Origin of the sequence: Ornithinicoccus halotolerans (assembly GCF_009602535.1) — a bacterium.
Taxonomy (GTDB): Bacteria; Actinomycetota; Actinomycetes; order Actinomycetales; family Dermatophilaceae; genus Ornithinicoccus; species Ornithinicoccus halotolerans.
This window is the reverse complement of sequence record NZ_WIQI01000047.1, coordinates 1-21,165: the sequence shown is the minus strand read 5'-3', so window position 1 is coordinate 21,165 and position 21,165 is coordinate 1. Positions and strand designations below refer to the sequence as shown.

Sequence of the window (21,165 nt, the reverse complement as noted above, 5' to 3'; positions counted from 1 at the left end):
CCGAGGACTACGGCGCCTCGTTCACCAGCGCGGCAGCCGGCGGCGGGGTGCTGCTGGCGCTGCTGGCGGCCGCGGTCGTGGCCACCTGCAACGCGCTCTCCTCGGCCGCGCTGGCGGTGCGCCACCCCGCTGCCGGGGGGACCTACCTCTACGGCCGGGAGCGGCTGGGGGACCTGCCGGGCTACCTCGCCGGGTGGTGCTTCGTCGTCGGCAAGACCGCCTCGTGCGCGGCGATGGCGATGACCGCCGGCGCCTACCTGGTCCCGGGCCAGGAGCGGCTGGCCGCGGTGGCGGCGGTCGTCGTCGTCACCGCCCTCAACCTCTCCGGCGTGCAGCGTTCGGCCCGCGCGAGCACGGTGATCGTCTCGATCGTGCTCGCGGTGCTGGCCGGGCTCGTGCTCGCCGCCCTCGTCGGCGCCGGCGGTGACGGTCCCGGCTGGTCCTGGCGGTCGCTGCTGGAGCAACGCGCCGCCGCCGGCTACGACGGGGTGCTGCAGGCCGCTGGCCTGTTGTTCTTCGCCTTCGCCGGCTACGCCCGTGTCGCCACCCTCGCGGAGGAGGTGCGGGAGCCGGCGCGGGTGATCCCACGGGCGGTCGTGACCGCGCTCGGGGTGGTCCTGATCGCCTACGTCGCCGTCGGGGTCACCACGCTGGGCACGCTGGGGGCCTCGGCGACCGCGGCGTCGTCGGCACCGGTGGCCGAGGCCGCCGCCGTGCTGTGGGGCGGACAGTGGGCCTGGGTGGTGCGGCTCGCGGCCGGCCTGGCCGCCCTCGGCGCGCTGCTCAACCTGCTGCTGGGGATCTCCCGCACCGGGCTGGCGATGGCCCGCGGCGGGCACCTGCCGCGGGCGCTGGGCGTGGTCGCCGGCCCGCACGCGGTGCCGCGGGTCGCCGAGCTCGCCGTCGGCTGCCTGGTGACCGTCGTCGTGCTGCTGGCCGACCTGCGCGGGGCGATCGGGTTCTCCAGCTTCGGGGTGCTGCTGTACTACGCCGTCACCAACGCCTCGGCGCTCACCCTGCGCGGGGACTGGCGCGGCGCCCCGTGGGTGCCGGTGCTGGGCGGCGCCGGGTGCCTCACGCTCGCCGCCAGCCTCCCGTGGGCCTCGGTGGCAGCGGGGCTGGCCGTCGTGGCGATCGGGCTGGGCTGGTACCGGGTGCGCGGCCGGTTCGGGGCCGGTCCCGGGACCGGCAGCGCCTGACAGGAGCCCGCGGGTCTGGCACCCTCGGGTGCCATGGCAGCCCAGGCCGCTACCCCTCCGGCCGCGCCGCGGGAGTCGCCGGCCGGCATGTGGCGCTTCTTCGTCTACAGCGCCGTCGGCGCGTTCGTGTTCTTCGTCCCGGTCACCATCGGCGAGCGCAGCACCATCATGCTGGACCACTTCGTCACCTGGATCCGGGACGCGGTGCCGGAGGTGCTGCCGTACTACGCGCTGCTGCTGGTGGCCGGGGGCGCGGTCCATCCCTACGTCTCGGGCCGGTGGCGCCGCAGCACCACCGACGTGATCTTCTCCGTGCTCAAGGTGCTCGGGCTGGTCGTCTGCACCATGCTCGTCTTCGGCTTCGGGCCCGGGTGGCTGTTCGAGGAGTCGATGGGGCCGTTCCTGCTCAACGCCCTGGTGATCGCGGTCGGTCTGCTGGTGCCGATCGGTGCTGTCTTCCTGGCGCTGCTGGTCGGCTATGGCCTGATGGAGTTCATCGGGGTGCTGGTGCGGCCGCTGATGCGGCCGCTCTTCCGGACGCCGGGGCGGTCGGCCATCGACGCCGTCGCCTCGTTCGTGGGGTCCTACTCGCTGGCGCTGCTGATCACCAACCGGGTCTACCTGGAAGGCCGCTACACCCAGCGGGAGGCGCTCACCATCGGCACCGGCTTCTCGACGGTGTCGGCCACGTTCATGGTGGTGGTCGCCTCCGCGCTGGACCTGATGGGGCACTGGGCGTTCTACTTCTGGTCCACGCTGCTCATCACGTTCGCGGTGACGGCCGTCACGGTCCGGGTCTGGCCGCTGGGCGCGGAACCGGAGCGCTACGCGCCCGGCACCACCCCGGATCCCGAGACCGCGCCGGAAGGGAGCCGGTTCGCCGCCGCCTGGGCCGCGGCGCGGGACACCGTGGCCGCTGCGCCCAGCCTGGGCCGGGCGGTCGCCAGCACGCTGCGCGACGGCTTCCTGATGGCGATGGCCATCCTGCCCTCGATCCTGTCGATCGGGCTGCTGGGGCTGCTGCTGGCCGAGTACACCCCGGTCTTCGACTGGCTGGGCTACCTGTTCTACCCGGTGACCTGGCTGCTGCAGGTGCCCGAGCCGCTGCTGGTGGCCAAGGCCGCCGCCCTGGGCGTGTCCGAGATGTTCCTGCCGGCGGCGCTGGTCGCCGAGTCGGCGCTGGTGACCCGCTACGTCGTCGCGGTGGTCAGCGTCTCCCAGATCATCTTCTTCTCGGCCCTGGTCCCCAGCCTGGTGGCCACCGAGATCCCGGTCTCGATCCCGAGGCTGGTGGTGCTCTGGGCCGAGCGGGTGCTGCTCTCGCTGCTGCTGGCCATCCCGCTGGGCCTGGTCGTCCTCGGGTAGCGGCTGCGGCGGGCACCCCGCGCCCGGAAATCTGCTGGCACGGTGTCGGTGGCACCGGCCAGGATGTCCCCATGACGCAGAGCGTGCCCGCCACGGAGACCCGCGCCCGCGACTACCGCTGGGACCGGCTGCGGCCCGAGGACGTCGAGGCGTGGGCCTCGCTGGTCAACCACCTCGCCGACGTGGACGGCACCGGGGAGTTCTACTCGGTCGAGGACCTGGCTGAGGAGATGCAGGAGCAGGACCTGGACCTGGTCCGGGACACCTGGGTCGTCTGGGCCGGTGAGCAGATGGTCGGCTTCGGCGGGGTGCGCGTCAACGAGCACCCGGACCACGACGGGCGGGTCAGGATCCACCTGGAGGGCGGCGTCCACCAGGAGCACCGGGGCCGCGGCCTGGGCCGGGCGCTCATGGAGCAGATGGAGCGACGCGGCGCCGAGCTCGCCGACGCCAGGCACCCGGGCCGGCCCGCCTACCTGCGTGCCGGCGGGGGAGTGGAGGGTGCCTCGGTGCGGCCGCTGCTGGAGCACCGCGGCTACGCGCTGGTGCGGTACTTCACCGAGATGCGGCTCACCCTGGCCGGGCAGGGCACCCGGCCGGGCGGTGAGCACCCAGGCCCGGCCGCGCCACCGCCGCCCGCGGGGGTGCGACTGGTCTCGCCGGACGACGGCTGGGAGCGCGCCACGCTGGCCGCGCACCGCGCCGCGTTCGTCGACCACTGGGGGTCCGCCCCGACCGGCGAGCGGCAGTGGCACGAGCACTGGACCTCCCGCAGCGGACGGCCGGCGGTGTCCACGCTCGCCGTGACCGACGACGGCGAGGTGGTGGGCTACGTGCTGTGCGCCCAGTGGGTGGACCGGCAGCTGTACGTCAACATCGTCGGCACGGTGCCGTCCTGGCGGGGGCGGGGGCTGGCGCGCGCCTGCCTGGCCCGGACCGCGCGGCTCGCGGCCGAGACCGGCGACTACGACGTGGTCGAGCTCGCGGTGGATTCGGCCAGCCCGACCGGCGCGACCAGGCTGTACGAGGCGGTGGGGTATCTCCCCACCAAGCAGCTCGCCGTCTACCAGCGCGACGTCAGCCGCTGAGGGTGTCGCCCATGCGCTGCAGCGTCAGCACCATCCCGCGGCGCATCCGGCGCGGGTAGCCCAGCAGCGCCAGCGCCCACGACGCACGGGCCCGCGCCCAGTCGTACTCGTGCCGCACCAGGGTGCCCTCCGGGTGGTCGGCGAGCAGGTACCGCCACAGCTGGCCGCCGACCAGCCACCGGCCGGCGACCACCCCGGTGGTCACCCAGCCCAGCCGCTGCCCCTCCTCGAACTCCACCACGTGGTTGTCGCTGCGGTACTGCACCCGGCCCTGGTGCATCCGCATCGAGAACACGCCGCCCGGCTGCAGCCGGGCGGCACCGCGCGGGCGCCCCAGCACCTGTCCCGACCCGTCGAAGGCGGCGTGCCGATCGGGGTCCACGAGCGCCTCCCACACCCGCTGCCGCGGGACCGGAACGACGCGCTCGACGACGACGGGGGAGGCGGGGAGCAGGCGCACCCTCACAGGCTACCGACGCGCCGGGGAACACCTGGCTCGGCAGGCGGGCGCCGTCCTACGGTGAGGCATGGCTCGCTTCCTCGACATCCACCCGGTCGACCCCCAGCCCCGCCTCGTCGGCCAGGTCGTACAGGCGCTGCAGGACGGCAGGCTGATCGCCTACCCGACCGACTCCTGCTTCGCGCTGGGGGCCCGGATCGGCAACCAGGAGGCCAAGGACCGGATCATCGGTATCCGGCGGCTGGACGACCGGCACCACTTCACGCTCGTGTGCAAGGACTTCGCGCAGCTGGGCCAGTTCGTGCAGCTGGACAACCACGTCTTCCGCGCGGTCAAGGCGGCGACGCCCGGGCCGTACACGTTCATCCTGCCGGCCACCCCTGAGGTCCCGAAACGGCTGCAGCACCCCAAGAAGCGCACCGTGGGGGTGCGGATCCCGGAGCACCGGCTCACCCAGGCGATCCTCACCGAGCTGGGCGAGCCGCTGCTGTCCAGCACGCTGCTGCTCCCCGGCGACGAGGAGCCGATGGCCGTCGGCTGGGAGGTCAAGGAGCGGCTGGACCACCAGGTGGACCTCGTCGTCGACGGGGACGTCACCGGCTCCGACCCCACCACCGTCATCGACTTCTCCAGCGGCTACCCCGAGGTGGTCCGGGTCGGGGCCGGCGACACCTCACCGTTCGGGTGAGCTGAGCCGTGGCACTGTCCGACCGGCTGCTGCGGGCGGTGCTGCCCGCCACGCCGGCGCGCTGGCCCGACGTCGAGGCGGTGCTGGGCGGCCGGGGTGACCCCGGCTGGTGCTGGTGCCAGTTCTTCCTCACCACCGGCAGCAGCTACCAGGAGGACGCCGGGGCGAACCGGGCGGCGCTGCGTCGGCAGGTGGAGACCGCGGCGGTCCCACCGGGGCTGCTGCTCTACGACACCGGCGAGCCGGTCGGCTGGCTGCAGCTGGGTCCGCGGCAGCAGTTCCCGCGGGTGACCGGCAACGCTGCCCTGGCGAGGGCGATGGGCCAGCCCGATGCCCCGGGAGAGGAGCGCGTCTGGCGCACCACCTGCTTCGTGGTCAAGGTCGGGCACCGCCGGCAGGGTGTCGCCCGCGACCTGCTGCGCTCGGGCATCGCCTGGACCCGGGCGCACCGCGGGACCCACCTGGAGGGCCACCCGGTCGACGTCGCCGCCCGCGGCGGCCGGGCACCGGGCGCGCTGCTCTACCACGGGACGCTGTCGATGTTCGTCGGCGAGGGGTTCACGGAGGTGGCCCGCACCGGCCCGCACCGACCAGTCGTGCGGCGCCGCCTGTAGCGGCTGCGGGATCCGCAGCCGGTGGCGCACCCAGCCGCCCCCTGCCCGTAGGCTGGCGCGGTGTCCGAGACCACCGACCAGCTGAACGTCATCCAGGTGGGGCAGGACGGCCCCACCGTGGTGTTCCTGCACGGCCTGTTCGGCCAGGGCCGGAACTTCAACCAGATCGCCAAGGGGCTCACGCCGGACTACCGCAGCCTGCTCGTCGACCTGCCCAACCACGGCCGGTCGCCCTGGACCGTGACCTTCGACTACAACGAGCACGCCGACCTGGTGGCGGCGCGGCTGCGCGCGGACGGGGCGGGCGAGGACCCGGTCCACCTGGTGGGCCACTCCATGGGCGGGAAGGTCGCCATGCTGCTGGCACTGCGCCATCCCGAGCTGGTCCGCCGCCTGGTCGTGGTGGACATCGGCCCGGTCCACTCGGGGGAGATGAGCGAGTTCGAGCACCTGCTGGACAGCCTCGCCGGCCTGGACCTGGAGCGCGTCGAGAGCCGGACCCACGCCGACGAGCTGCTGTCCGAGCCCATCACCACCCCGACGGTCCGCGGCTTCCTGCTGCAGAACCTGCGCCGGGACGGTGACGGCTGGCGGTGGCAGGCCAACCTGGAGCTGCTGCGGCGGGAGCTGCCGGCGATCGGCGGCTTCCCGGAGCACGAGGGGAGCTACGACGGTCCGGTGCTGTGGGTGGCAGGGGAGAAGTCGCCCTACATCGAGCCGGAGGACGGCCCGGCGATGCGGCGGCTGTTCCCGCGCACCCGGCTGGTCACCGTCAAGGACTCCGGGCACTGGGTGCACTCCGAGCAGCCGGAGCACTTCGTCGCCACCCTGCGCGTCTTCCTCGGCGCGCAGACCGGCTGACGGTCCGGACCAGCCGACCGGTGCGGCGCCCCGGCTGGCCGCTCAGCCGTCCTGGCCGGTCGCCTGGCGCAGCCGGTCGATGTGGCGGGAGGCCTCCGACTTGGTCATGTCCGCCGGCAGCTCCTCGCCGGCGCGGCGGGCCAGCGTGTCGAGGTAGCTCTTCTGTGACTCGGTCATCGGGTCGTCACCGCTGACCCACTCGTCCGGGTCCTTCTCCACGGCCGGGTCCTGCGGCTCGGAGGCGCCGAGCGTCTCCGGCTGCTCGGCCGGCTCGGTGCCCTGGGGGGTCTGGTCGTCGCGTTCTGGCTGCCCGGTGGTCATGGACCGAACGTAACCCGTGGGCGCAGGCACGGCATCCAGAACCCGGCGCGCCGGCCGCCACCCCCGGCGGCGCGGGCGGCTACTCGCCGGTCTGGCCATCCACCGACTCCCGGAGCAGGTCGGCGTGCCCGTTGTGCCGGGCGTACTCCTCGACCAGGTGGCACAGGATCCACCGCAAGCTTGGTCGCCGGTCATCGCCCCGCCACGGGGTGCCGAGCTGGTCCAGCCCGCCCCGCTGCAGCGCCAGCGCGACGTCGTGCCGGGAACGCTCCACCGCCTGCTGCCACTGCCGCCGCAGCTGCTCGGGCGGGTCGTCGGCGGCCGAGCGCCACTCCCAGTCCGGGTCCGCCCTGAAGTCGGCCTCGGCCCACTCCGGGTGCGGGTCGCGCTCGTGCAGCCGGACCGAGCACCAGTAGTCCTCCACCGAGGCCAGGTGCTTGAGCAGCCCGCCCAGCGTCATCGCCGAGGACCCGACCGTCGCGGCCAGCCCGGTGCCGTCGAGACCTCGGGTCTTCCACTCCAGGGTCGCCCGCTGGTAGTCGAGGAAGCCCTGCAGCGTGGCCACCTCGCCGGCCGCCAGCGGCGGTTCCGGCCGTCCCTGCTCGTCGACGTCCGCCATCCAGGCACCGTAGCCGCCCGCACCGATACCGTGTGAGCGTGCGACTCCTCGGGCATGACGGGCGGGGGCTGGCAGGGCTCGCGGCGCCGCGACAGCGAAAAAGGTCCGCGACCGATGTCGATACCGTTCCCGCTCGGTCGACGAGTGGGTAGAGGGACCACCCGGGCCCCTCCGAGGAAGGAGAGAACGATGAGGTACATGCTGATCATGCGGGACTCCGACGAGGCGCAGCAGGCGGCCAAGGAGGTCCCGTTCGAGCAGATCCTGGAGCAGATGGGCCGCTACAACGAGTCGCTGATGAAGGCCGGCGTGCTGCTGGCCGGGGAGGGGCTCCGGGCGCCGGAGGAGGGCTTCGTCGTCGACTTCGACAGCGAGCCCCCGCTGGTCACCGACGGCCCGTACGGCGAGACCAAGGAGCTGTTCAACGGCTTCTGGATCATCGACGTGTCCAGCCGCGACGAGGCCGCGCAGTGGGCGTCGCGCTGCCCGCTGGGTCCGGGCTCGAAGCTGGAGGTGCGCCGCGTGGCCGAGACGGAGGACTTCCCGCAGGACAACGAGTGGATCCAGAAGGAGGCCGGCTGGCGCGAGGAGCTGGGACAGCGCACCCCGGGTCAGGGCTGAGGTGAGGCCCGACGCCGCCGCCCCGGCCGGGGAGGACCAGGACCGGTCCCGCCGGGCGGTGGCGGCGGTCTGGCGGATCGAGTCCGCGCGGATCATCGCCGCGTTGACCCGGCTGACCGGGGACCTGGACACCGCCGAGGACCTCGCCCAGGACGCCCTCACCCAGGCCCTGGCGCAGTGGCCCCGGGACGGGGTCCCGGCCAACCCCGGCGCCTGGCTGACCACGGTGGCCCGCCGACGGGCCGTCGACCGGTGGCGGCGGGCCGAGCGGCTGGAGGAGCGCTACGTCCAGCTGGTCCGGGACCTCGCCGGGCAGGAGGAGGCGGACTGGGACCCCGAGCAGATCGAGGACGACGTGCTGCGGCTGCTGTTCGTGGCCTGCCACCCGGTGCTGACCCGGCAGGCGCAGGTGGCGCTGACACTGCGGGTCGTGGCGGGGCTGACCAGCGAGGAGATCGCGCGGGCCTTTCTGGTTCCGACCGCCACGGTGCAGCAGCGGATCGTGCGGGCCAAGCGCACCCTCGCCGAGGCGCGGGTCCCCTTCGAGGTGCCACCGCCACGGGAGTACCCGGAGCGGCTGGCCGGTGTCCTGGCGGTGATCTACCTGGTGTTCAACGAGGGGTACGCGGCCTCCTCGGGGGACCGGTGGGTGCGCCCGGGGGTGGCCGACGAGGCGCGCCGGCTCGGCCGGGTGCTGGCCGCCCTGGTGCCGCGGGAGCCGGAGGTGCACGGCCTGGTGGCGCTCATGGAGTTCCAGGCCGCACGGTTCCCGGCACGGACCGATGCCCAGGGCCGTCCCGTCCTGCTGGCCGACCAGGACCGCCGCCGCTGGGACCGGTCGGCCATCCAGCGCGGTGACGCCGCGCTCGAGCGGGCCGACGCGCTGGGGCGGGGGAGAGGGAGCTACGGGCTGCAGGCGGCCATCGCCCAGTGCCATGCCCACGCACCCTCGACCGAGGAGACCGACTGGGCCCGGATCGTGCTCCTGTACGAGGCGCTCGGCCAGCTGAGCCCGTCACCCGTGGTCGAGCTCAACCGGGCCGCGGCGCTGGCCATGGCCGAGGGGCCCGGGACCGCGCTGCGCGAGGTCGACCGGCTGGTCGCGTCCGGGCGGCTGCGCGGCTACCACCTGCTGCCGTCGGTGCGCGGGGAGCTGCTGGCGCGGCTGGGCCGTCACCAGGAGGCCCGGACGGAGCTGACCCGCGCCGCCGCCATGACGGCCAACGAGCGCGAGCGGGACCTGTTGCTGGCCAAGGCGGCCGACCAGGAGCGCGCGGGCCTGGAGAGCGGCGCGCCCTGATCCGCCCGTCCCCTACGGCGCGGTCCCCGGGCGGGCTCGACCGACGAGGACGCAGTCGGGGCACAGGCCGTGGCCGGGGAGCCGGTAGTACAGGCAGCAGCCCCGCCGCCGGAAGGAGCCGTCGTCGCCGTAGCCGCCTCCGGTCGCCAGGTGCTCGTCGGTTAGCACCGTCCTCGCGATGGCGTCGGCGAGGCCGGCCACCTCCGGACGGCTGCGGGCCAGCGTGCCGGCGGCGCCGACGAGAGCTGAGGCAGCATTGCTGCGGAGCACCTGGCGCGAGGTCGCACCCACCCTCGCGCAGGCCTCGGTCACCTCCGTCACCGCACCCCGCAGCACCAGCGCCGAGATCGCGGTCGCGGCCCCGTCCGGCGTCGTGACGGGGCACCCGCGCGCGGGGTCGGTGGTGGCCAGCGGCACCGGGTTGCGCGCCCCGGTGCCGCACCGCAGGAAGGTGGCGCGCAGGTCGGGGACCCACTGGTGCAGGCAGGCCGCGCCGAGCGCGACCGACCACAGCCGGGAGACCAGACCGGCCTGCACCGCGGACACGGCCATCCGCGGGTCGACCTGCTCGGTGGGCACGCCGCCGGCCCGGCCCAGCGCCGCGCGGACGGCGTCGAAACGCCGGGGGAGCGCCGGCTCCTGGAGCTCCTGGACCAGCGGAGCCATGCCGTCCGTGGGGGCGCCCCAGGCGAAGAAGCCTCCCAGGTCGGTCAGGGAGGCGGCCAGCTCCTCAGGACCAGGCACGGGCGACGGCACCTGCTCGACATTAGCGCCGGCCACGACGGACCGCGCTACATCTCCTCGTGCACGTCCGGGTCGCCGTCGAACCGGCGGCCGTCGGAGCGGCCCATGGCGGTGATCGCCGCCACCTGCTCGTCGGTGAGGGTGAAGCCGAGCACGTCGATGTTCTGCCGCTGCCGCGCCGGGTTGGCCGACTTGGGCAGCGGGACGGCTCCGAGCTGGGTGTGCCACCGCAGCACCACCTGGGTGGGCGTGACACCGTGCGCCTCGGCCGGCTGGGTGATGGCGGGGGAGTCCAGCGGCACCGTGCCCTTGCCCAGCGGGCTCCAGGACTCGGTCACGATCCCCAGCTCCTCGTGCACCGGACGCAGCTGCTGCTGCGGGAACAGCGGGTGCAGCTCCACCTGGTTCACGGCCGGCACCACACCGGTCTCGTCGATGACGCGCCGCAGGTGCTGCTCGGTGAAGTTGCTGACGCCGATGCTGCGCACCAGCCCGTCCCGCTGGGCGCGCACGAGCGCCCGCCACGCCTCGACGTAGCGGCCCTGGCTGGGGTTGGGCCAGTGGATCAGCACCAGGTCGATCTGTTCCAGGCCCAGCCGCTCGGCCGAGTCCCGGACCGACTGCAGCGCCAGCTCCTCCTCGTGGAAACGGCCCGGGATCTTGGTGGTGACCTGGACCTGCTCCCGCGGCAGGCCGCTGCGTCGCAGCGCCTCACCGACCTCGTGCTCGTTCTGGTAGTTGACCGCCGAGTCCAGCAGCCGGTAGCCGGTCTCCAGGGCACTCACCATCGCGGCGATGCCGTCGTCGCCGCGCAGCGACCCGGTGCCGAACCCGATCACCGGGAGAGTGTTGCCGTCGTTGAGTGACACCGTGGGCAGCTCCATGCCCCCCAACGTAGAAGATGGGCCGGCTCCGGGCTCGTGCGGCACCGGCGGGAGGCGTCAGTCGGGACGTCGGGCCTCGACGAGGTGACGGGTGGCGTGGGCGACGTAGCGGCCCTCCCGGCGGATCAGCCGGTCGAGCTCCACCAGCCTGCCGCGGTAGCGATCGACGGTGAAGGCGGGCACCCACCAGACGCACTTGCGCAGCACGTAGACCACCGCCCCGACGTCGTAGAACTCCATCCGGCAGCGGGCCGTCCGCAGGTCGGTGACCGCCAGCCCGGCGTCCTCGGCGGCCCGTGCCTCGGCCCCCGGATCCCGAGCCGAGCGCTGCGCCGGCTGCGGACCGAGGAAGCACTCGATCAGCTCGAACGCCGAGCCGGGACCGACGTGCTGGGTTAGGTAGCTGCCGCCGGGGGCAAGGACCCGGTGGATCTCCGCCCAGTCGGGCCGGACCGGGTGCCGGGCGGTCACCAGCTCGAACGACTGGTCGGGGAAGGGGAGCAGGCCCTCCGGGGTCGGCTCGTGCACCGCCACGCCCCGCGGGCCGAGGAGCTCGCGGGCGCGCCGCGCGTTGGGCGGCCAGCCCTCGGTGACGCACATCCGTCGGGGGAGCGAAGGCGCCTCGGCCACCACCTCACCGCCGCCGGTGTCGATGTCCAGCGCGGAGCTCACCGTGGCCAGCCGGGCGGCGAGCAGCCGCGCGTAGCCCCACGGCGGACGTTCCTCCCGAGCGCGTCCGTCCAGCCACTGGAAGCCCCACCCGGTGACGTCGGCGGACTCCGCCTCGGAGACCAGCTCCTCGAAGGAACGCACGTCGGTGATGCTTCCCGGTCAGTCGACGACGGCGGCGACCGCCTCGACCTCGGCGAGGAAGAGCAGCCGGGCAGCGGCCGGTGCGGTGGCCGCATACGCGGAGGGCGCGTCGGCGAGGGACGGGGAGCGGATCAGGCGGACAGCGCTGGGCACCGGGGCTCCTTCGAACGGGCGGTGGGGGACCGGCGTCCACCCTACGGCCGCCGATCCGCCCGGCCGGCTGCAGACACCGGCGCCGTGAGGTGGCAGGGTGGCCACAGCCGAGCCAGTGAGGGTCAGGGAGGAGAGCCTGGTGGAGCGCACAACCTGCGTCGTCGTCGGGGGCGGCCCGGCCGGGATGGTGGTCGGGCTAATCCTGGCACGGGCAGGCATCCACGTGACCGTGCTGGAGAAGCACGCTGACTTCCTGCGCGACTTCCGTGGCGACACCATCCACCCGACCACGCTGGAGCTGCTCGACGAGCTGGGCCTCATCGAGCGGTTCGCGGCGATGCCGCACAACCGGGTGGAGGAGGTCCGGATCCCGCTGGAGGACGGGTCGACCTTGCGCGTCGGCGACCTGCGCCGGCTCCGGCACCCGTACCCCTACATCGCGATGGCGCCGCAGTGGGACTTCCTCAACCTGCTCGCCGAGGCAGGGGAGGCGGAGCCCACGTTCCAGCTGCGCATGGAGACCGAGGTCACCGGCCTGCTGCGCGACGGCGACCGCGTGACCGGGGTGCGCTGCCGCAGGTACGGGGCCGCCGCGGCCGAGCCCGAGTACGAGCTGCGCGCCGACCTGACCATCGCCGCCGACGGCCGGGAGTCGCTGGTCCGTCGGGAGGCGGGGCTGCCGGTGCGCGAGTTCCCCGTCAACGCCGACGCCTGGTGGTTCCGGCTCCCGACTGACGGCAAGGTGGGTGAGACGCTGATGCCCAGGATCGTGGACGGCAGGTTCTACGTCGTGATCCCGAGAGATGGCTACCTGCAGATCGCGCACCTGATCCCGAAGGGCGCCGACGAGCGGCTCCGGGCGCGCGGGGTCCAGGTGTTACGCACCGAGGTAGCGGCCGCCATCCCGGAGGCGGCCGAGGCGGCGCGCCAGCTGGAGCTGGCGGACGTCAAGGTCCTCGACGTACGGGTCAACCGGCTGCGTCGCTGGTACGCCGACGGTCTGCTGTGCATCGGTGACGCCGCCCACGCGATGTCGCCGATTGGGGGAGTCGGGGTCAACCTGGCCGTGCAGGACGCCGTGGCCGCCGCCGGCCGGCTGGCGGGGCCGCTTCAGGCGGGCACGGCCAGCACTCGGGACAGCCGCGCCGTGCAGCGCCGGCGGATGTTCCCGACCTGGGCGACCCAGACGATGCAGCGCGGCATGCACCGCGGCCTCGACCGCGTGATCGAGGGGGGTCGTGGCTTCCGGGTGCCGCGCCAGCTGCAGACCCTGCTGCGCGCCGTCCCGCAGCTGACCTGGGTGCCGGCCAGGCTCGTCGGTATCGGAGCGCTTCCCGAGCACGCCCCGCGGTTCGCGCGCCGACAGTGGACACCTGCCAGGTCCGGCTAGCGACCGCAGCGACTCAACTCGTCCGGAGGCGGCCGTCCCGGCTCGGTCTTGTTGGCAGTCGGGGGAAGGGCTGGGGTGTCCTCGCCGACGTTACGTTACATAATGTGTCTTATCGGACATATACCAACGCACTGGTGAGTGAGGCGCCCCAGTCCTGTGGCTAACGCGGGCGACTGGTCACTTGCTCACGCGCCGGGGTCCGCCGACCGCCGGCCCTGGCCCCGGCGTCACATCCCTTCGGACGTAGGTTCGACCGGTCGTAGTTGGCGGACGCGCCACACCACCCCGAGTCCGGGGTCGCCGGTCGGACTGGGTTCCACCCGCTCCACGGCAAAGCCTTCCCGCTCGTAGAACGAGCCCGCCCGTGCGTTGGCCACGAAGTGCTCGATGTAGAGCCGGTCGGTGTCCGCCGGCAGCTGCCTCGTGAGCGCGTCCAGCAGCTGCGGGCCCAGCCCACGGCCGCGGTGCTGCGGATGCACGTAGAGCTTGTAGACCACGTGTTCGGCTCCGCTGCGGCCACGCTGTGCCACGCCGACCAGCTCGCCGTCGGCCTCGGCGACCACCACCAGACCCTGGGCCACGGCTGTCCCGACGTGCGACTCGTTCCACCAGCTGCGCACCTGCCCCTCCGCGGCCTCCGCGCCGATGAGCGGCTCGTAGTGGCGTCGCACGTGATCTTCGCCGAACTGGCAGATGGCCGCGATGTCGGCGGCCGCAGCCTCCCGCACGACCGGCTCGGTTCGTGACGTCATGGCACCCTCCCGTGCGAACGCCTCGATCATGCCCCGCCTCTATTGCAGCACAGGAGCGCACCGCAGCGGTGCCACCCGGCTCGAAGACCGGCGCACCGCCGCGTATCCATCCCGTTTGCCGGCCCTAGAATCCGGGCGCATGGGTGGAGTCGATGGCTGATCCTGACGAGGGCGTAGCAGCCGACGGGACCATCCGGACCGGCGCCGGGCGGGACCGGGTCCCCTCGGCGTTCGAGCCGATCGTGCGTGAGGCGGCCGCGTCACTCCCCCTCCCTGGTGCGTCGCTCTACCTGTACGGCTCGGTCGCCACCGGCACCGCCCGGCCGGTGACCTCCGACGTCGACCTGCTCGCGATCGACCTGCCGGACGCGGCCGGTCTGGCCGCCCGGCTCTCCGGCCGGTTCGCCGACCGCTGCCGCGGCGTGGAGGTGGCCCGCGCGCGAGCCGGTGACTTCGACGGAGACAGCGACGAGGCGTACGGCAACCGGGTGTTCCTCCGCCACTACTGCGTCCACCTGGCCGGACCGGACCCGGCGGCCGGGCTGCCGGCCTTCACCGCGGACGTCCGTGCTGCGCGCGGGTTCAACGGTGACATCGGCCGGCACTGGCGGCGCTGGCAGACCCAGCTCGAGTCAGGGGCGGGCACCGTCGAGAGCGTCGGTGCCCGGGTGGCGCGCAAGACGCTGCTCGCCGTGGCGGGGATGGTCAGCGTCCACGACCGGACCTGGACGACGGACCGGTCCCGCGCCGTCCGGCGGTGGAGTGCGATCGAGCCTGAGCTGGCGCCGGGGCTGGCGCTCCTGCAGGGCTGGGGTGAGGGCACCAGCCGGCCGACCAGCCGGGAGGTCGCCGCCACCCTCGACGAGCGCGGGCTCGTCGCGACAATCGTGGACCGCTTCGGCGACCTCGTGGGGTTCTGGAATGAGCGGCCGAGCCGCTCCCGACCGCAGCCCCGGTGACTGGTCACCGACTCCGCCGCAGGCGTAGCGTCCTGTCGTGCCCTCGACCAACGCCCTCCTCGCCTTCGCGGTCGCCTCGACAATCCTGGTCGCGGTGCCCGGGCCGAGCGTGCTGTTCGTCATCGGCCGGTCGCTGGCGCTCGGGCGCCGTGCCGGCCTGCTGAGCGTGGTCGGCAACACGCTGGGCGTGCTGGTGCAGATCGCCGCGGTGGCCTTCGGGATCGGCGCGGCGATCGCGGGTTCTGCGCTGCTGTTCACGGTCGTCAAGCTCCTGGGCGCGGCCTACCTGGCCCATCTCGGCGTGCAGGCGATCCGACACCGGCGGCTCGACGTGTCCGAGCAGGCCGTCGCGACCGGGCCGCGTGACACACCGGCTGCCCGCGTGCTCTGGCAGGGCTTCGTCGTGGGCGTGACCAACCCCAAGGCGATCGTCTTCTTCGTGGCCGTCCTCCCCCAGTTCGTGGACGTCGGTGCCGGCAACGTGCCGCTGCAGATGGCCGTCCTCGGCACCGTGTTCGCTGTCGTCGCGGTCGTCTGCGACGGCACCTGGGCCCTGCTCGCGGGCACGGCGCGGAGCTGGTTCTCCTCCTCTCCCCGCCGGATGGCGAGGGTGCGCGCCACCGGCGGCGGCCTGATGCTCGCCCTCAGCGGGACGCTGCTCACCGCGAGCAGGCAGTCACCCTGACGCGCGGGAGCGACGACCTCGGTCAGGAGGCCACGTAGTCGGCCAGGTGCTCCCCGGTGAGCGTCGAGCGGCCGGCGACGAGGTCGGCGGGGGTGCCCTGGAACACGACCCGGCCGCCGTCGTGGCCGGCGCCCGGGCCGAGGTCGATGATCCAGTCGGCGTGCGCCATGACCGCCTGGTGGTGCTCGATGACGATCACCGACTTGCCGGAGTCGACCAGCCGGTCCAGCAGCGCGAGCAGCTGCTCGACGTCGGCGAGGTGGAGGCCGGTGGTGGGCTCGTCGAGGATGTAGACGCCGCCCTTCTCCGCCATCCGCGTGGCCAGCTTCAGCCGCTGTCGCTCGCCGCCGGACAGCGTCGTGAGCGGCTGGCCCAGCGTCAGGTAGCCCAGGCCCACGTCGTCCAGCCGCCGCAGGATCTTGTGCGCGGCCGGCGTGCGCGCCTCACCGGAGCTGAAGAACCGCTCGGCCTGCGCGACCGACATCCCCAGCACCTCGCTGATGTTGCGGTCGCCGAGCTGGTACTCCAGCACCGCGGCCTGGTAGCGCCGCCCCTCGCACTCCTCGCAGGTGGTGGCGACCGTCTCCATCACCCCCAGCTCGGTGTAGATCACCCCGGCCCCGTTGCAGGTCGGGCAGGCGCCCTCGGAGTTGGCGCTGAACAGGGCCGGCTTCACCCCGTTGGCCTTGGCGAACGCCTTGCGGATCGGCTCGAGCAGCCCGGTGTAGGTGGCCGGGTTGGACCGGCGGGAGCCCCGGATGGCGCTCTGGTCGACGACGATCACGCCGTCGCGTCCGGCCAGGTTGCCGTGGATCAACGAGGTCTTGCCGGAGCCTGCGACGCCGGTGACGACGGTGAGGACACCGGTCGGGACGTCGACGTCGACGTCCCGCAGGTTGTTCTGGCGCGCCCCGCGGATCTCCAGCGCGCCGGTGGCCGTCCGGACGGACTCCTTCAGCCGGGCACGGTCGTCGAGATGGTGGCCGGTGAGGGTGTCACTCCCCCGCAGCCCTTCGACCGTGCCCTGGAAGCACACCGTGCCGCCTTCGGTGCCGGCGCCCGGGCCCAGGTCGACGACGTGGTCGGCGATCGCCACGGTCTCCGGTTTGTGCTCGACGACGAGGACGGTGTTGCCCTTGTCGCGCAGCCGCAGCAGCAGCGTGTTCATGCGCTGGATGTCGTGCGGGTGCAGCCCGATCGTGGGCTCGTCGAAGACGTAGGTGACGTCGGTCAGCGCCGAGCCGAGGTGGCGGATCATCTTGGTCCGCTGGGCCTCTCCCCCGGACAGCGTGCCCGCCGGCCGGTCCAGGCTCAGGTACCCCAGCCCGATCTCGACGAAGGAGTCGAGGGTGTCACCGAGCGTCGTGAGCAGCGGCGCCACGGGCGGCTCGTCGAGCCCCCGGACCCACTCGGCCAGGTCGCTGATCTGCATGGCGCAGGCGTCGGCGATGTTGACGCCGTTGATCCTCGAGGACCGGGCCGCCTCGCTGAGCCGTGTCCCGCCGCACTCGGGGCAGGTGGTGAAGGTGACGACGCGGTCGACGAAGGCCCGCACGTGCGGCTGCATCCCCTCCTTGTCCTTGGCGAGCATGGACTTCTGCAGCTTGGGGATCACGCCCTCGTAGGTGACGTTGATGCCCTCGGCCTTGATCTTGGTGGGCTCCTTGTACAGCAGGTCGTCCAGCTCCTGCTGGCTGTAGTCGCGGATCGGCTTGTCCGGGTCGAAGAAGCCGCTGCCCATGTAGATGCGGCCGTACCAGCCCCCGGCGCCCCACCCGGGGATGGTGAACGGCCCGTCTCGCAGGGACTTGGTGTCGTCGTAGAGCTGGGTCAGGTCGAAGTCGGTCACCCGCCCCATGCCCTCGCAGCGCGGGCACATGCCGCCGGTGATGCTGAAGTCGCGGCGCTCCTTGACCTGCTGCCCGCCGCGCTCGAAGGTGACCGCGCCGGCGCCACTGATGGAGGCGACGTTGAAGGAGAACGCCTGCGGCGAGCCGATGTGCGGCTGCCCGAGCCGGCTGAACAGGATCCGCAAGAGGGCGTTCGCATCGGTGGCGGTGCCCACCGTCGAGCGGGGGTTGGCGCCCATCCGTTCCTGGTCGACGATGATGGCGGTGGTCAGCCCCTCCAGCACGTCGACGTCCGGGCGGGCCATGGTCGGCATGAACCCCTGGATGAAGCTGCTGTAGGTCTCGTTGATCATCCGTCGCGACTCGGCGGCGATCGTGCTGAACACCAGCGAGCTCTTCCCCGACCCGGAGACCCCGGTGAACACGGTGAGCCGACGCTTGGGCAGCTCGACGCTGATGTCGTTGAGGTTGTTCTCGCGCGCGCCCTGCACGCGGATCAGGTCGTGGCTGTCGGCGACGTGCTGCGCCGGCGACTCGGTCGCGGTGCCCGTGGCCGTGCTCATCTGCTCTCCCTCCGTTGCCCGGGTCCCCTGCCGGTCCCCAGTCGTCTGGCTCGTCTCGGCCGGAGCCGTCAGCGGACCTCGAAGATGCGGATCATGTTGCCCGCCGGGTCGCGGAAGGCACAGTCCCGGACGCCCCACGGCTGGTCGGTCGGCTCCTGCACGACCTCGGCGTCCCCGGCCTGCAGCTGCTGGAAGGTGCCGTCGACGTCCTTGGTGGCCAGGTTGATGCCGGCGTAGGTGCCCTTGGCCATCATCTCGGCGACGGTGCGGCGCTCCTCCTCGGTGATGCCGGGGTCGGCGAACGGCGGGTGCAGCACGATGGAGGTGCCGGGCTGGCTGGCCGGGCCCACCGTGAGCCAGTGCATGCCGCCGTACTCGACGTCGTTGCGGACCTCGAAGCCGAGGGTGTCGCGGTAGAAGGCCAGCGAAGCCTCCGCGTCGTGGTGCGGGAGGTAGGTCTGATAGATCGTGATGTCCATGTCGGTCAACGTAGGCGCGCCTCGGCCGGCTGCACTTCTCGATTCCTGACCGGTCTGCTGACCCGTTTGGCCACGCACGGCGGCAACCCCGCCATCGAGCGCCCCTCGTGGCGCCGGTAGGCGCTGGGTGACATCCCGACGAGCTCGGTGAAGCGGGTGCTGAAGGTGCCCAGCGAGGAGCAGCCGACCGCGAAGCAGACCTCGGTGACACTGAGGTCGCCGCGACGCAGCAGCGCCATCGCCCGCTCGATCCGGCGCGTCATCAGGTAGCTGTAGGGCGACTCGCCGTAGGCCCGGCGGAACTCGCGGCTGAGGTGCCCGGCCGACAGGTGGACGCCCCGCGCGAGCGCCTCGACGTTCAGCGGCTGGGCGTACTCCCGGTCGATCCGGTCGCGGACGCGGCGCAGTCGCTGCAGGTCGCGCAGCCGCTCCTCCACGGCAGCCGTGCTGGTCACCTGAGCGATCCTGCCACGCGGCGCTGCCGGTGCCTAGGGAGCCACCCCTCCCCCAGGGACCGACCGGGACGGGTCAGCCTGGCGTCACGACGCCGTTCTCGTAGGCGAACACGACCGCCTGCGCACGGTCCCGCAGCGCCAACTTGGCGAGCACCTTGCCCACGTGGGTCTTCACCGTCTGCTCGGCCAGGAACAGCCGGTCGGCGATCTCGGTGTTCGACAGCCCGGTGGCGATGAGCTCCAGCACCTCGCGCTCCCGGGCGGTGAGGCTCTCCAGCCGGCGGTCGCCGCGGACGTGGGCGGGACGGCGCCGGGTGACCTCCTCGATGAGCCGGCGGGTGACGGAGGGAGCCAGCAGCGACTCCCCCGCCGCGACCACGCGCACCGCCCGGACCAGCTCCTCGGCGGGAGCGTCCTTAAGCATGAAGCCGCTGGCGCCCAGGCGCAGCGCCTCGTACACGTACTCGTCGATGTCGAACGTGGTGAGCATCAGCACCCTCGGGGCCGGATCCAGCCGGCGCCGCATCAGCTCTGCGGTGGCCTCCAGCCCGTTTAGCTGCGGCATCCGCACGTCCATCAGCACCACGTCCGGGCGCAGCCGCACGACCTCCTCGACCGCGGCCCGGCCGTCCGCGGCGTGACCGGTGACGGCGATGTCGGGCTGGGCGGTCAGCAGGGCCCCGAACCCCTCCCGCACCATCGCCTGGTCGTCCGCGATCACGACGGTGAGAGCCACGGGGGTCACCCTGCCACCCGCGCCGGGAGGACGGCCAGCACCTCGAAGCCGCCCCCGTCGGACGGCCCCGCCCGTAGCTGGCCGCCCACCGAGGCGGCCCGCGCGGCCATCCCCGGGATGCCCTGCCCGGTGTCCGTCCCGGCCGTGGCCGGCACCCGGGCGGGTCCGTTGGCCACCCGCAGCCGGACCGTCTCCCCGTAGTCCAGCTCCACGACCACGCCGCTGCCAGCAGCGTGCCGGGAGGCGTTGGCCAGCGACTCCTGCACGATCCGGTACAGGGTCATCGCCGTCGCGTCGCTGCAACTGGCCGGGTCGCCGTCCACCCGCCAGTCCAGCGGCAGCCCCGCCTGCTGGGTGTCCCGCAACAGCTGCTCCACCTCCGCCGTACCCGGCTGGGGGACGCTCTCGGCGAGCTGGCCGTCGCTGCGCAGCACACCCAGCATCGAGCGCACCTCGTTGAGGGCGCCGCGGGCCTGCTCGGCGACGGAGTCGAACTCGGCGGCCACCGCCGGGTGCACCCCGCCCAGCCGGTACTGCGCGCTCTGCGCCTGCACCACCACCATCGACATCCGGTGGGCGACCACGTCGTGCAGGTCGCGGGCGATGCGGGTGCGCTCCTCGGCCACCGCGCGGCGGGCCCGCTCCAGGTCGCGCTCCTCGGTCTGCCGGGCGAGCTCACGGCGCGAGGCGGTCAGCCTGCGGACCAGCAGCCCGACCCCCATGATCGCGCTGAGGCCGAAGACCCAGCCCGAAGCGATGGCCCCGGGCATGTGCAGGATGAACAGCGCGGTCGTGCCCACCCAGGTCAGCGCGATCTCCCGGCGGTCCTCGCTCCAGGCGACGGCGAACGTCAGCGCCAGCAGCACCAGGAAGCCGGTGACCTGCCACGGGAAGCCGCCTGGCACCAGGGTGGGGAAGAACAGCGGGATGGTGACCCCGCCGGCGAGCCAGACCGCCCAGCCGAGGAACGGCGAGGCCCGGACCAGCAGGAAGGGCAGCACCCCCGCCGCCGCCACGATGGGCCACAGCGAGGCCGGGACGGTGTGGGTCAGCCCGACCGTGGGCCACGCCAGCAGGAACAGCAGCAGCCCCAGCACTGCCAGCACCGTGTCCGGGGAACGGCCGAGGTACTCCCGCAGCCGGCGCGCGCCGCCCACCACGCTCCGACGCAGCCGGTTCCGCCGCTGCCGCGGGGTCCGTGTCCGGCGCCGGAGGAACCGCCTGGGGGCCCGGCCCCGGTCGCGCGCCGGCGCCCGCGTCCTGCCGCGCAGCCTCGGCCACCTCATGCAGCCGAGGCTACGCACCGGGGACCGCGACGGGCCTCATACCAGGGAGTGAGTCCGACCCCGGTCCCGGTATGGCGCCGGCCCCCGCAGCGGGTCCGCAGAGCCAGCCCAGCTGGGCACCGTCGGCCGATCCGCATCGCGGAAGCGCGTTCCTAGCGTCCGCGGCATGTCCCTCCCCCGTCCTGCGCTGGCGATGCTGGTCCGCCTGCTCGTCGCCGCCGGGCTGGTGGCGCTGCTGCCGCTGACCGCGCCCGGCGCCAGCGCGGGCGGCGACCAGGCC

24 protein-coding genes are annotated in these 21,165 nt (G+C 73.5%); 11 read left to right on the top strand and 13 right to left on the bottom strand.

Going from position 1 to position 21,165, the window contains the following annotated elements; all coding sequences use genetic code 11:
- From GFJ45_RS09630 to GFJ45_RS09620, 3 genes are all read left to right on the top strand, one after another.
- Positions 1-1,199: APC family permease (locus GFJ45_RS09630; protein ID WP_153396587.1), on the top strand; the 1,199-nt coding region annotated here is incomplete at its 5' end.
- A 33-nt stretch (positions 1,200-1,232) separates the two neighbouring features.
- Positions 1,233-2,564, top strand: coding sequence for a YjiH family protein (locus tag GFJ45_RS09625; RefSeq protein ID WP_153396585.1), 1,332 nt, complete (start codon positions 1,233-1,235; stop codon positions 2,562-2,564).
- 71 nt (positions 2,565-2,635) lie between these two features.
- The gene (locus GFJ45_RS09620) at positions 2,636-3,652 is read left to right on the top strand and encodes a GNAT family N-acetyltransferase (protein ID WP_153396583.1); all 1,017 of its coding nucleotides are present in this window, start codon (positions 2,636-2,638) and stop codon (positions 3,650-3,652) included.
- Here GFJ45_RS09620 and GFJ45_RS09615 read toward each other — a convergent pair.
- The gene (locus GFJ45_RS09615; protein WP_228386794.1) at positions 3,642-4,112 is read right to left on the bottom strand and encodes an SRPBCC domain-containing protein; all 471 of its coding nucleotides are present in this window, start codon (positions 4,110-4,112) and stop codon (positions 3,642-3,644) included. The two genes, GFJ45_RS09620 and GFJ45_RS09615, sit on opposite strands and share 11 nt — an antisense overlap.
- Positions 4,113-4,179: 67 nt before the next feature.
- Between GFJ45_RS09615 and GFJ45_RS09610 the strand changes: the two genes are divergently transcribed.
- Genes GFJ45_RS09610 through GFJ45_RS09600 form a run of 3 tightly spaced genes read left to right on the top strand, consistent with a single transcriptional unit; the run spans position 4,180 to position 6,275 of the window.
- On the top strand, positions 4,180-4,800 hold the full coding sequence (locus GFJ45_RS09610; protein WP_153396581.1) for an L-threonylcarbamoyladenylate synthase: 621 nt from the start codon (positions 4,180-4,182) through the stop codon (positions 4,798-4,800).
- An 8-nt stretch (positions 4,801-4,808) separates the two neighbouring features.
- Complete coding sequence (locus tag GFJ45_RS09605; protein ID WP_153396579.1) at positions 4,809-5,414, top strand: GNAT family N-acetyltransferase; 606 nt, start codon at positions 4,809-4,811, stop codon at positions 5,412-5,414.
- A gap of 60 nt (positions 5,415-5,474) precedes the next feature.
- Positions 5,475-6,275 (top strand): alpha/beta fold hydrolase, encoded by an 801-nt coding sequence (locus tag GFJ45_RS09600; RefSeq protein WP_153396577.1) that lies wholly within the window; start codon positions 5,475-5,477, stop codon positions 6,273-6,275.
- Positions 6,276-6,317: 42 nt separating this feature from the next.
- Here GFJ45_RS09600 and GFJ45_RS09595 read toward each other — a convergent pair whose 3' ends face one another.
- Together GFJ45_RS09595 and GFJ45_RS09590 are read right to left on the bottom strand one after the other, a co-directional pair.
- On the bottom strand, positions 6,318-6,596 hold the full coding sequence (locus tag GFJ45_RS09595; protein ID WP_153396575.1) for a DUF3072 domain-containing protein: 279 nt from the start codon (positions 6,594-6,596) through the stop codon (positions 6,318-6,320).
- A 79-nt stretch (positions 6,597-6,675) separates the two neighbouring features.
- Complete coding sequence (locus GFJ45_RS09590) at positions 6,676-7,215, bottom strand: DinB family protein (protein ID WP_153396573.1); 540 nt, start codon at positions 7,213-7,215, stop codon at positions 6,676-6,678.
- 189 nt (positions 7,216-7,404) lie between these two features.
- On the opposite strand from GFJ45_RS09590, the gene GFJ45_RS09585 reads away from it, so the two are divergent.
- A complete protein-coding gene (locus GFJ45_RS09585; RefSeq protein WP_153396571.1) occupies positions 7,405-7,836 on the top strand; it encodes a YciI family protein in 432 nt (143 codons plus the stop codon).
- Position 7,837: 1 nt separating this feature from the next.
- A complete protein-coding gene (locus GFJ45_RS09580; RefSeq protein ID WP_153396569.1) occupies positions 7,838-9,136 on the top strand; it encodes an RNA polymerase sigma factor in 1,299 nt (432 codons plus the stop codon).
- 12 nt (positions 9,137-9,148) lie between these two features.
- Here the strand turns inward: GFJ45_RS09580 and GFJ45_RS09575 are convergent, their stop codons facing one another.
- The 4 genes from GFJ45_RS09575 to GFJ45_RS16945 are packed head-to-tail and all read right to left on the bottom strand — an operon-like array spanning position 9,149 to position 11,730.
- Positions 9,149-9,880: a (2Fe-2S)-binding protein gene (locus GFJ45_RS09575; RefSeq protein WP_153396567.1), complete on the bottom strand. Its 732-nt coding sequence runs from the start codon at positions 9,878-9,880 to the stop codon at positions 9,149-9,151.
- Positions 9,881-9,927: 47 nt separating this feature from the next.
- Entirely contained in the window at positions 9,928-10,764 is an 837-nt protein-coding gene (locus tag GFJ45_RS09570; RefSeq protein ID WP_153396565.1) for an aldo/keto reductase, read from the bottom strand.
- 57 nt (positions 10,765-10,821) lie between these two features.
- A complete protein-coding gene (locus GFJ45_RS09565) occupies positions 10,822-11,577 on the bottom strand; it encodes a methyltransferase domain-containing protein (RefSeq protein WP_153396562.1) in 756 nt (251 codons plus the stop codon).
- A gap of 18 nt (positions 11,578-11,595) precedes the next feature.
- On the bottom strand, positions 11,596-11,730 hold the full coding sequence (locus GFJ45_RS16945) for a hypothetical protein (protein ID WP_267128859.1): 135 nt from the start codon (positions 11,728-11,730) through the stop codon (positions 11,596-11,598).
- Between the two features lie 139 nt (positions 11,731-11,869).
- On the opposite strand from GFJ45_RS16945, the gene GFJ45_RS09555 reads away from it, so the two are divergent.
- Positions 11,870-13,120 carry an FAD-dependent oxidoreductase gene (locus GFJ45_RS09555; RefSeq protein WP_267128858.1) on the top strand — a complete coding sequence of 417 codons (1,251 nt, stop codon included), beginning with the start codon at positions 11,870-11,872 and terminating at the stop codon, positions 13,118-13,120.
- Between the two features lie 227 nt (positions 13,121-13,347).
- Here the strand turns inward: GFJ45_RS09555 and GFJ45_RS09550 are convergent, their stop codons facing one another.
- Positions 13,348-13,872, bottom strand: a complete 525-nt coding sequence (locus tag GFJ45_RS09550; protein WP_228386793.1) for a GNAT family N-acetyltransferase — start codon at positions 13,870-13,872, stop codon at positions 13,348-13,350.
- Between the two features lie 152 nt (positions 13,873-14,024).
- Between GFJ45_RS09550 and GFJ45_RS09545 the strand changes: the two genes are divergently transcribed.
- Together GFJ45_RS09545 and GFJ45_RS09540 are read left to right on the top strand one after the other, a co-directional pair.
- Positions 14,025-14,831 carry a nucleotidyltransferase domain-containing protein gene (locus tag GFJ45_RS09545; RefSeq protein WP_153396558.1) on the top strand — a complete coding sequence of 269 codons (807 nt, stop codon included), beginning with the start codon at positions 14,025-14,027 and terminating at the stop codon, positions 14,829-14,831.
- 37 nt (positions 14,832-14,868) lie between these two features.
- Entirely contained in the window at positions 14,869-15,516 is a 648-nt protein-coding gene (locus tag GFJ45_RS09540; RefSeq protein ID WP_153396556.1) for a LysE family translocator, read from the top strand.
- A 22-nt stretch (positions 15,517-15,538) separates the two neighbouring features.
- Here the strand turns inward: GFJ45_RS09540 and GFJ45_RS09535 are convergent, their stop codons facing one another.
- The 5 genes from GFJ45_RS09535 to GFJ45_RS09515 form a co-directional block, all read right to left on the bottom strand.
- Positions 15,539-17,929, bottom strand: coding sequence for an ATP-binding cassette domain-containing protein (locus GFJ45_RS09535; protein ID WP_153396554.1), 2,391 nt, complete (start codon positions 17,927-17,929; stop codon positions 15,539-15,541).
- Positions 17,930-17,997: 68 nt separating this feature from the next.
- Complete coding sequence (locus GFJ45_RS09530) at positions 17,998-18,408, bottom strand: VOC family protein (RefSeq protein WP_153396552.1); 411 nt, start codon at positions 18,406-18,408, stop codon at positions 17,998-18,000.
- Positions 18,409-18,413: 5 nt separating this feature from the next.
- The gene (locus GFJ45_RS09525) at positions 18,414-18,863 is read right to left on the bottom strand and encodes a helix-turn-helix transcriptional regulator (RefSeq protein WP_153396550.1); all 450 of its coding nucleotides are present in this window, start codon (positions 18,861-18,863) and stop codon (positions 18,414-18,416) included.
- A 73-nt stretch (positions 18,864-18,936) separates the two neighbouring features.
- A complete protein-coding gene (locus GFJ45_RS09520) occupies positions 18,937-19,599 on the bottom strand; it encodes a response regulator (RefSeq protein WP_153396548.1) in 663 nt (220 codons plus the stop codon).
- Between the two features lie 5 nt (positions 19,600-19,604).
- A complete protein-coding gene (locus tag GFJ45_RS09515) occupies positions 19,605-20,759 on the bottom strand; it encodes a sensor histidine kinase (RefSeq protein ID WP_228386785.1) in 1,155 nt (384 codons plus the stop codon).
- Positions 20,760-21,165: the final 406 nt, after the last annotated feature.

Coding starts and splice junctions, on each gene's coding strand:
- GFJ45_RS09625 (WP_153396585.1), top strand. CDS start 1,233: ATGGCAGCCCAGGCCGCTACCCCTCCGGCCGCGCCGCGGGAGTCGCCG.
- GFJ45_RS09620 (WP_153396583.1), top strand. CDS start 2,636: ATGACGCAGAGCGTGCCCGCCACGGAGACCCGCGCCCGCGACTACCGC.
- GFJ45_RS09610 (WP_153396581.1), top strand. CDS start 4,180: ATGGCTCGCTTCCTCGACATCCACCCGGTCGACCCCCAGCCCCGCCTC.
- GFJ45_RS09595 (WP_153396575.1), bottom strand. CDS start 6,596: ATGACCACCGGGCAGCCAGAACGCGACGACCAGACCCCCCAGGGCACC.
- GFJ45_RS09590 (WP_153396573.1), bottom strand. CDS start 7,215: ATGGCGGACGTCGACGAGCAGGGACGGCCGGAACCGCCGCTGGCGGCC.
- GFJ45_RS09585 (WP_153396571.1), top strand. CDS start 7,405: ATGAGGTACATGCTGATCATGCGGGACTCCGACGAGGCGCAGCAGGCG.
- GFJ45_RS09570 (WP_153396565.1), bottom strand. CDS start 10,764: ATGGAGCTGCCCACGGTGTCACTCAACGACGGCAACACTCTCCCGGTG.
- GFJ45_RS09550 (WP_228386793.1), bottom strand. CDS start 13,872: ATGACGTCACGAACCGAGCCGGTCGTGCGGGAGGCTGCGGCCGCCGAC.
- GFJ45_RS09545 (WP_153396558.1), top strand. CDS start 14,025: ATGGCTGATCCTGACGAGGGCGTAGCAGCCGACGGGACCATCCGGACC.
- GFJ45_RS09535 (WP_153396554.1), bottom strand. CDS start 17,929: ATGAGCACGGCCACGGGCACCGCGACCGAGTCGCCGGCGCAGCACGTC.
- GFJ45_RS09530 (WP_153396552.1), bottom strand. CDS start 18,408: ATGGACATCACGATCTATCAGACCTACCTCCCGCACCACGACGCGGAG.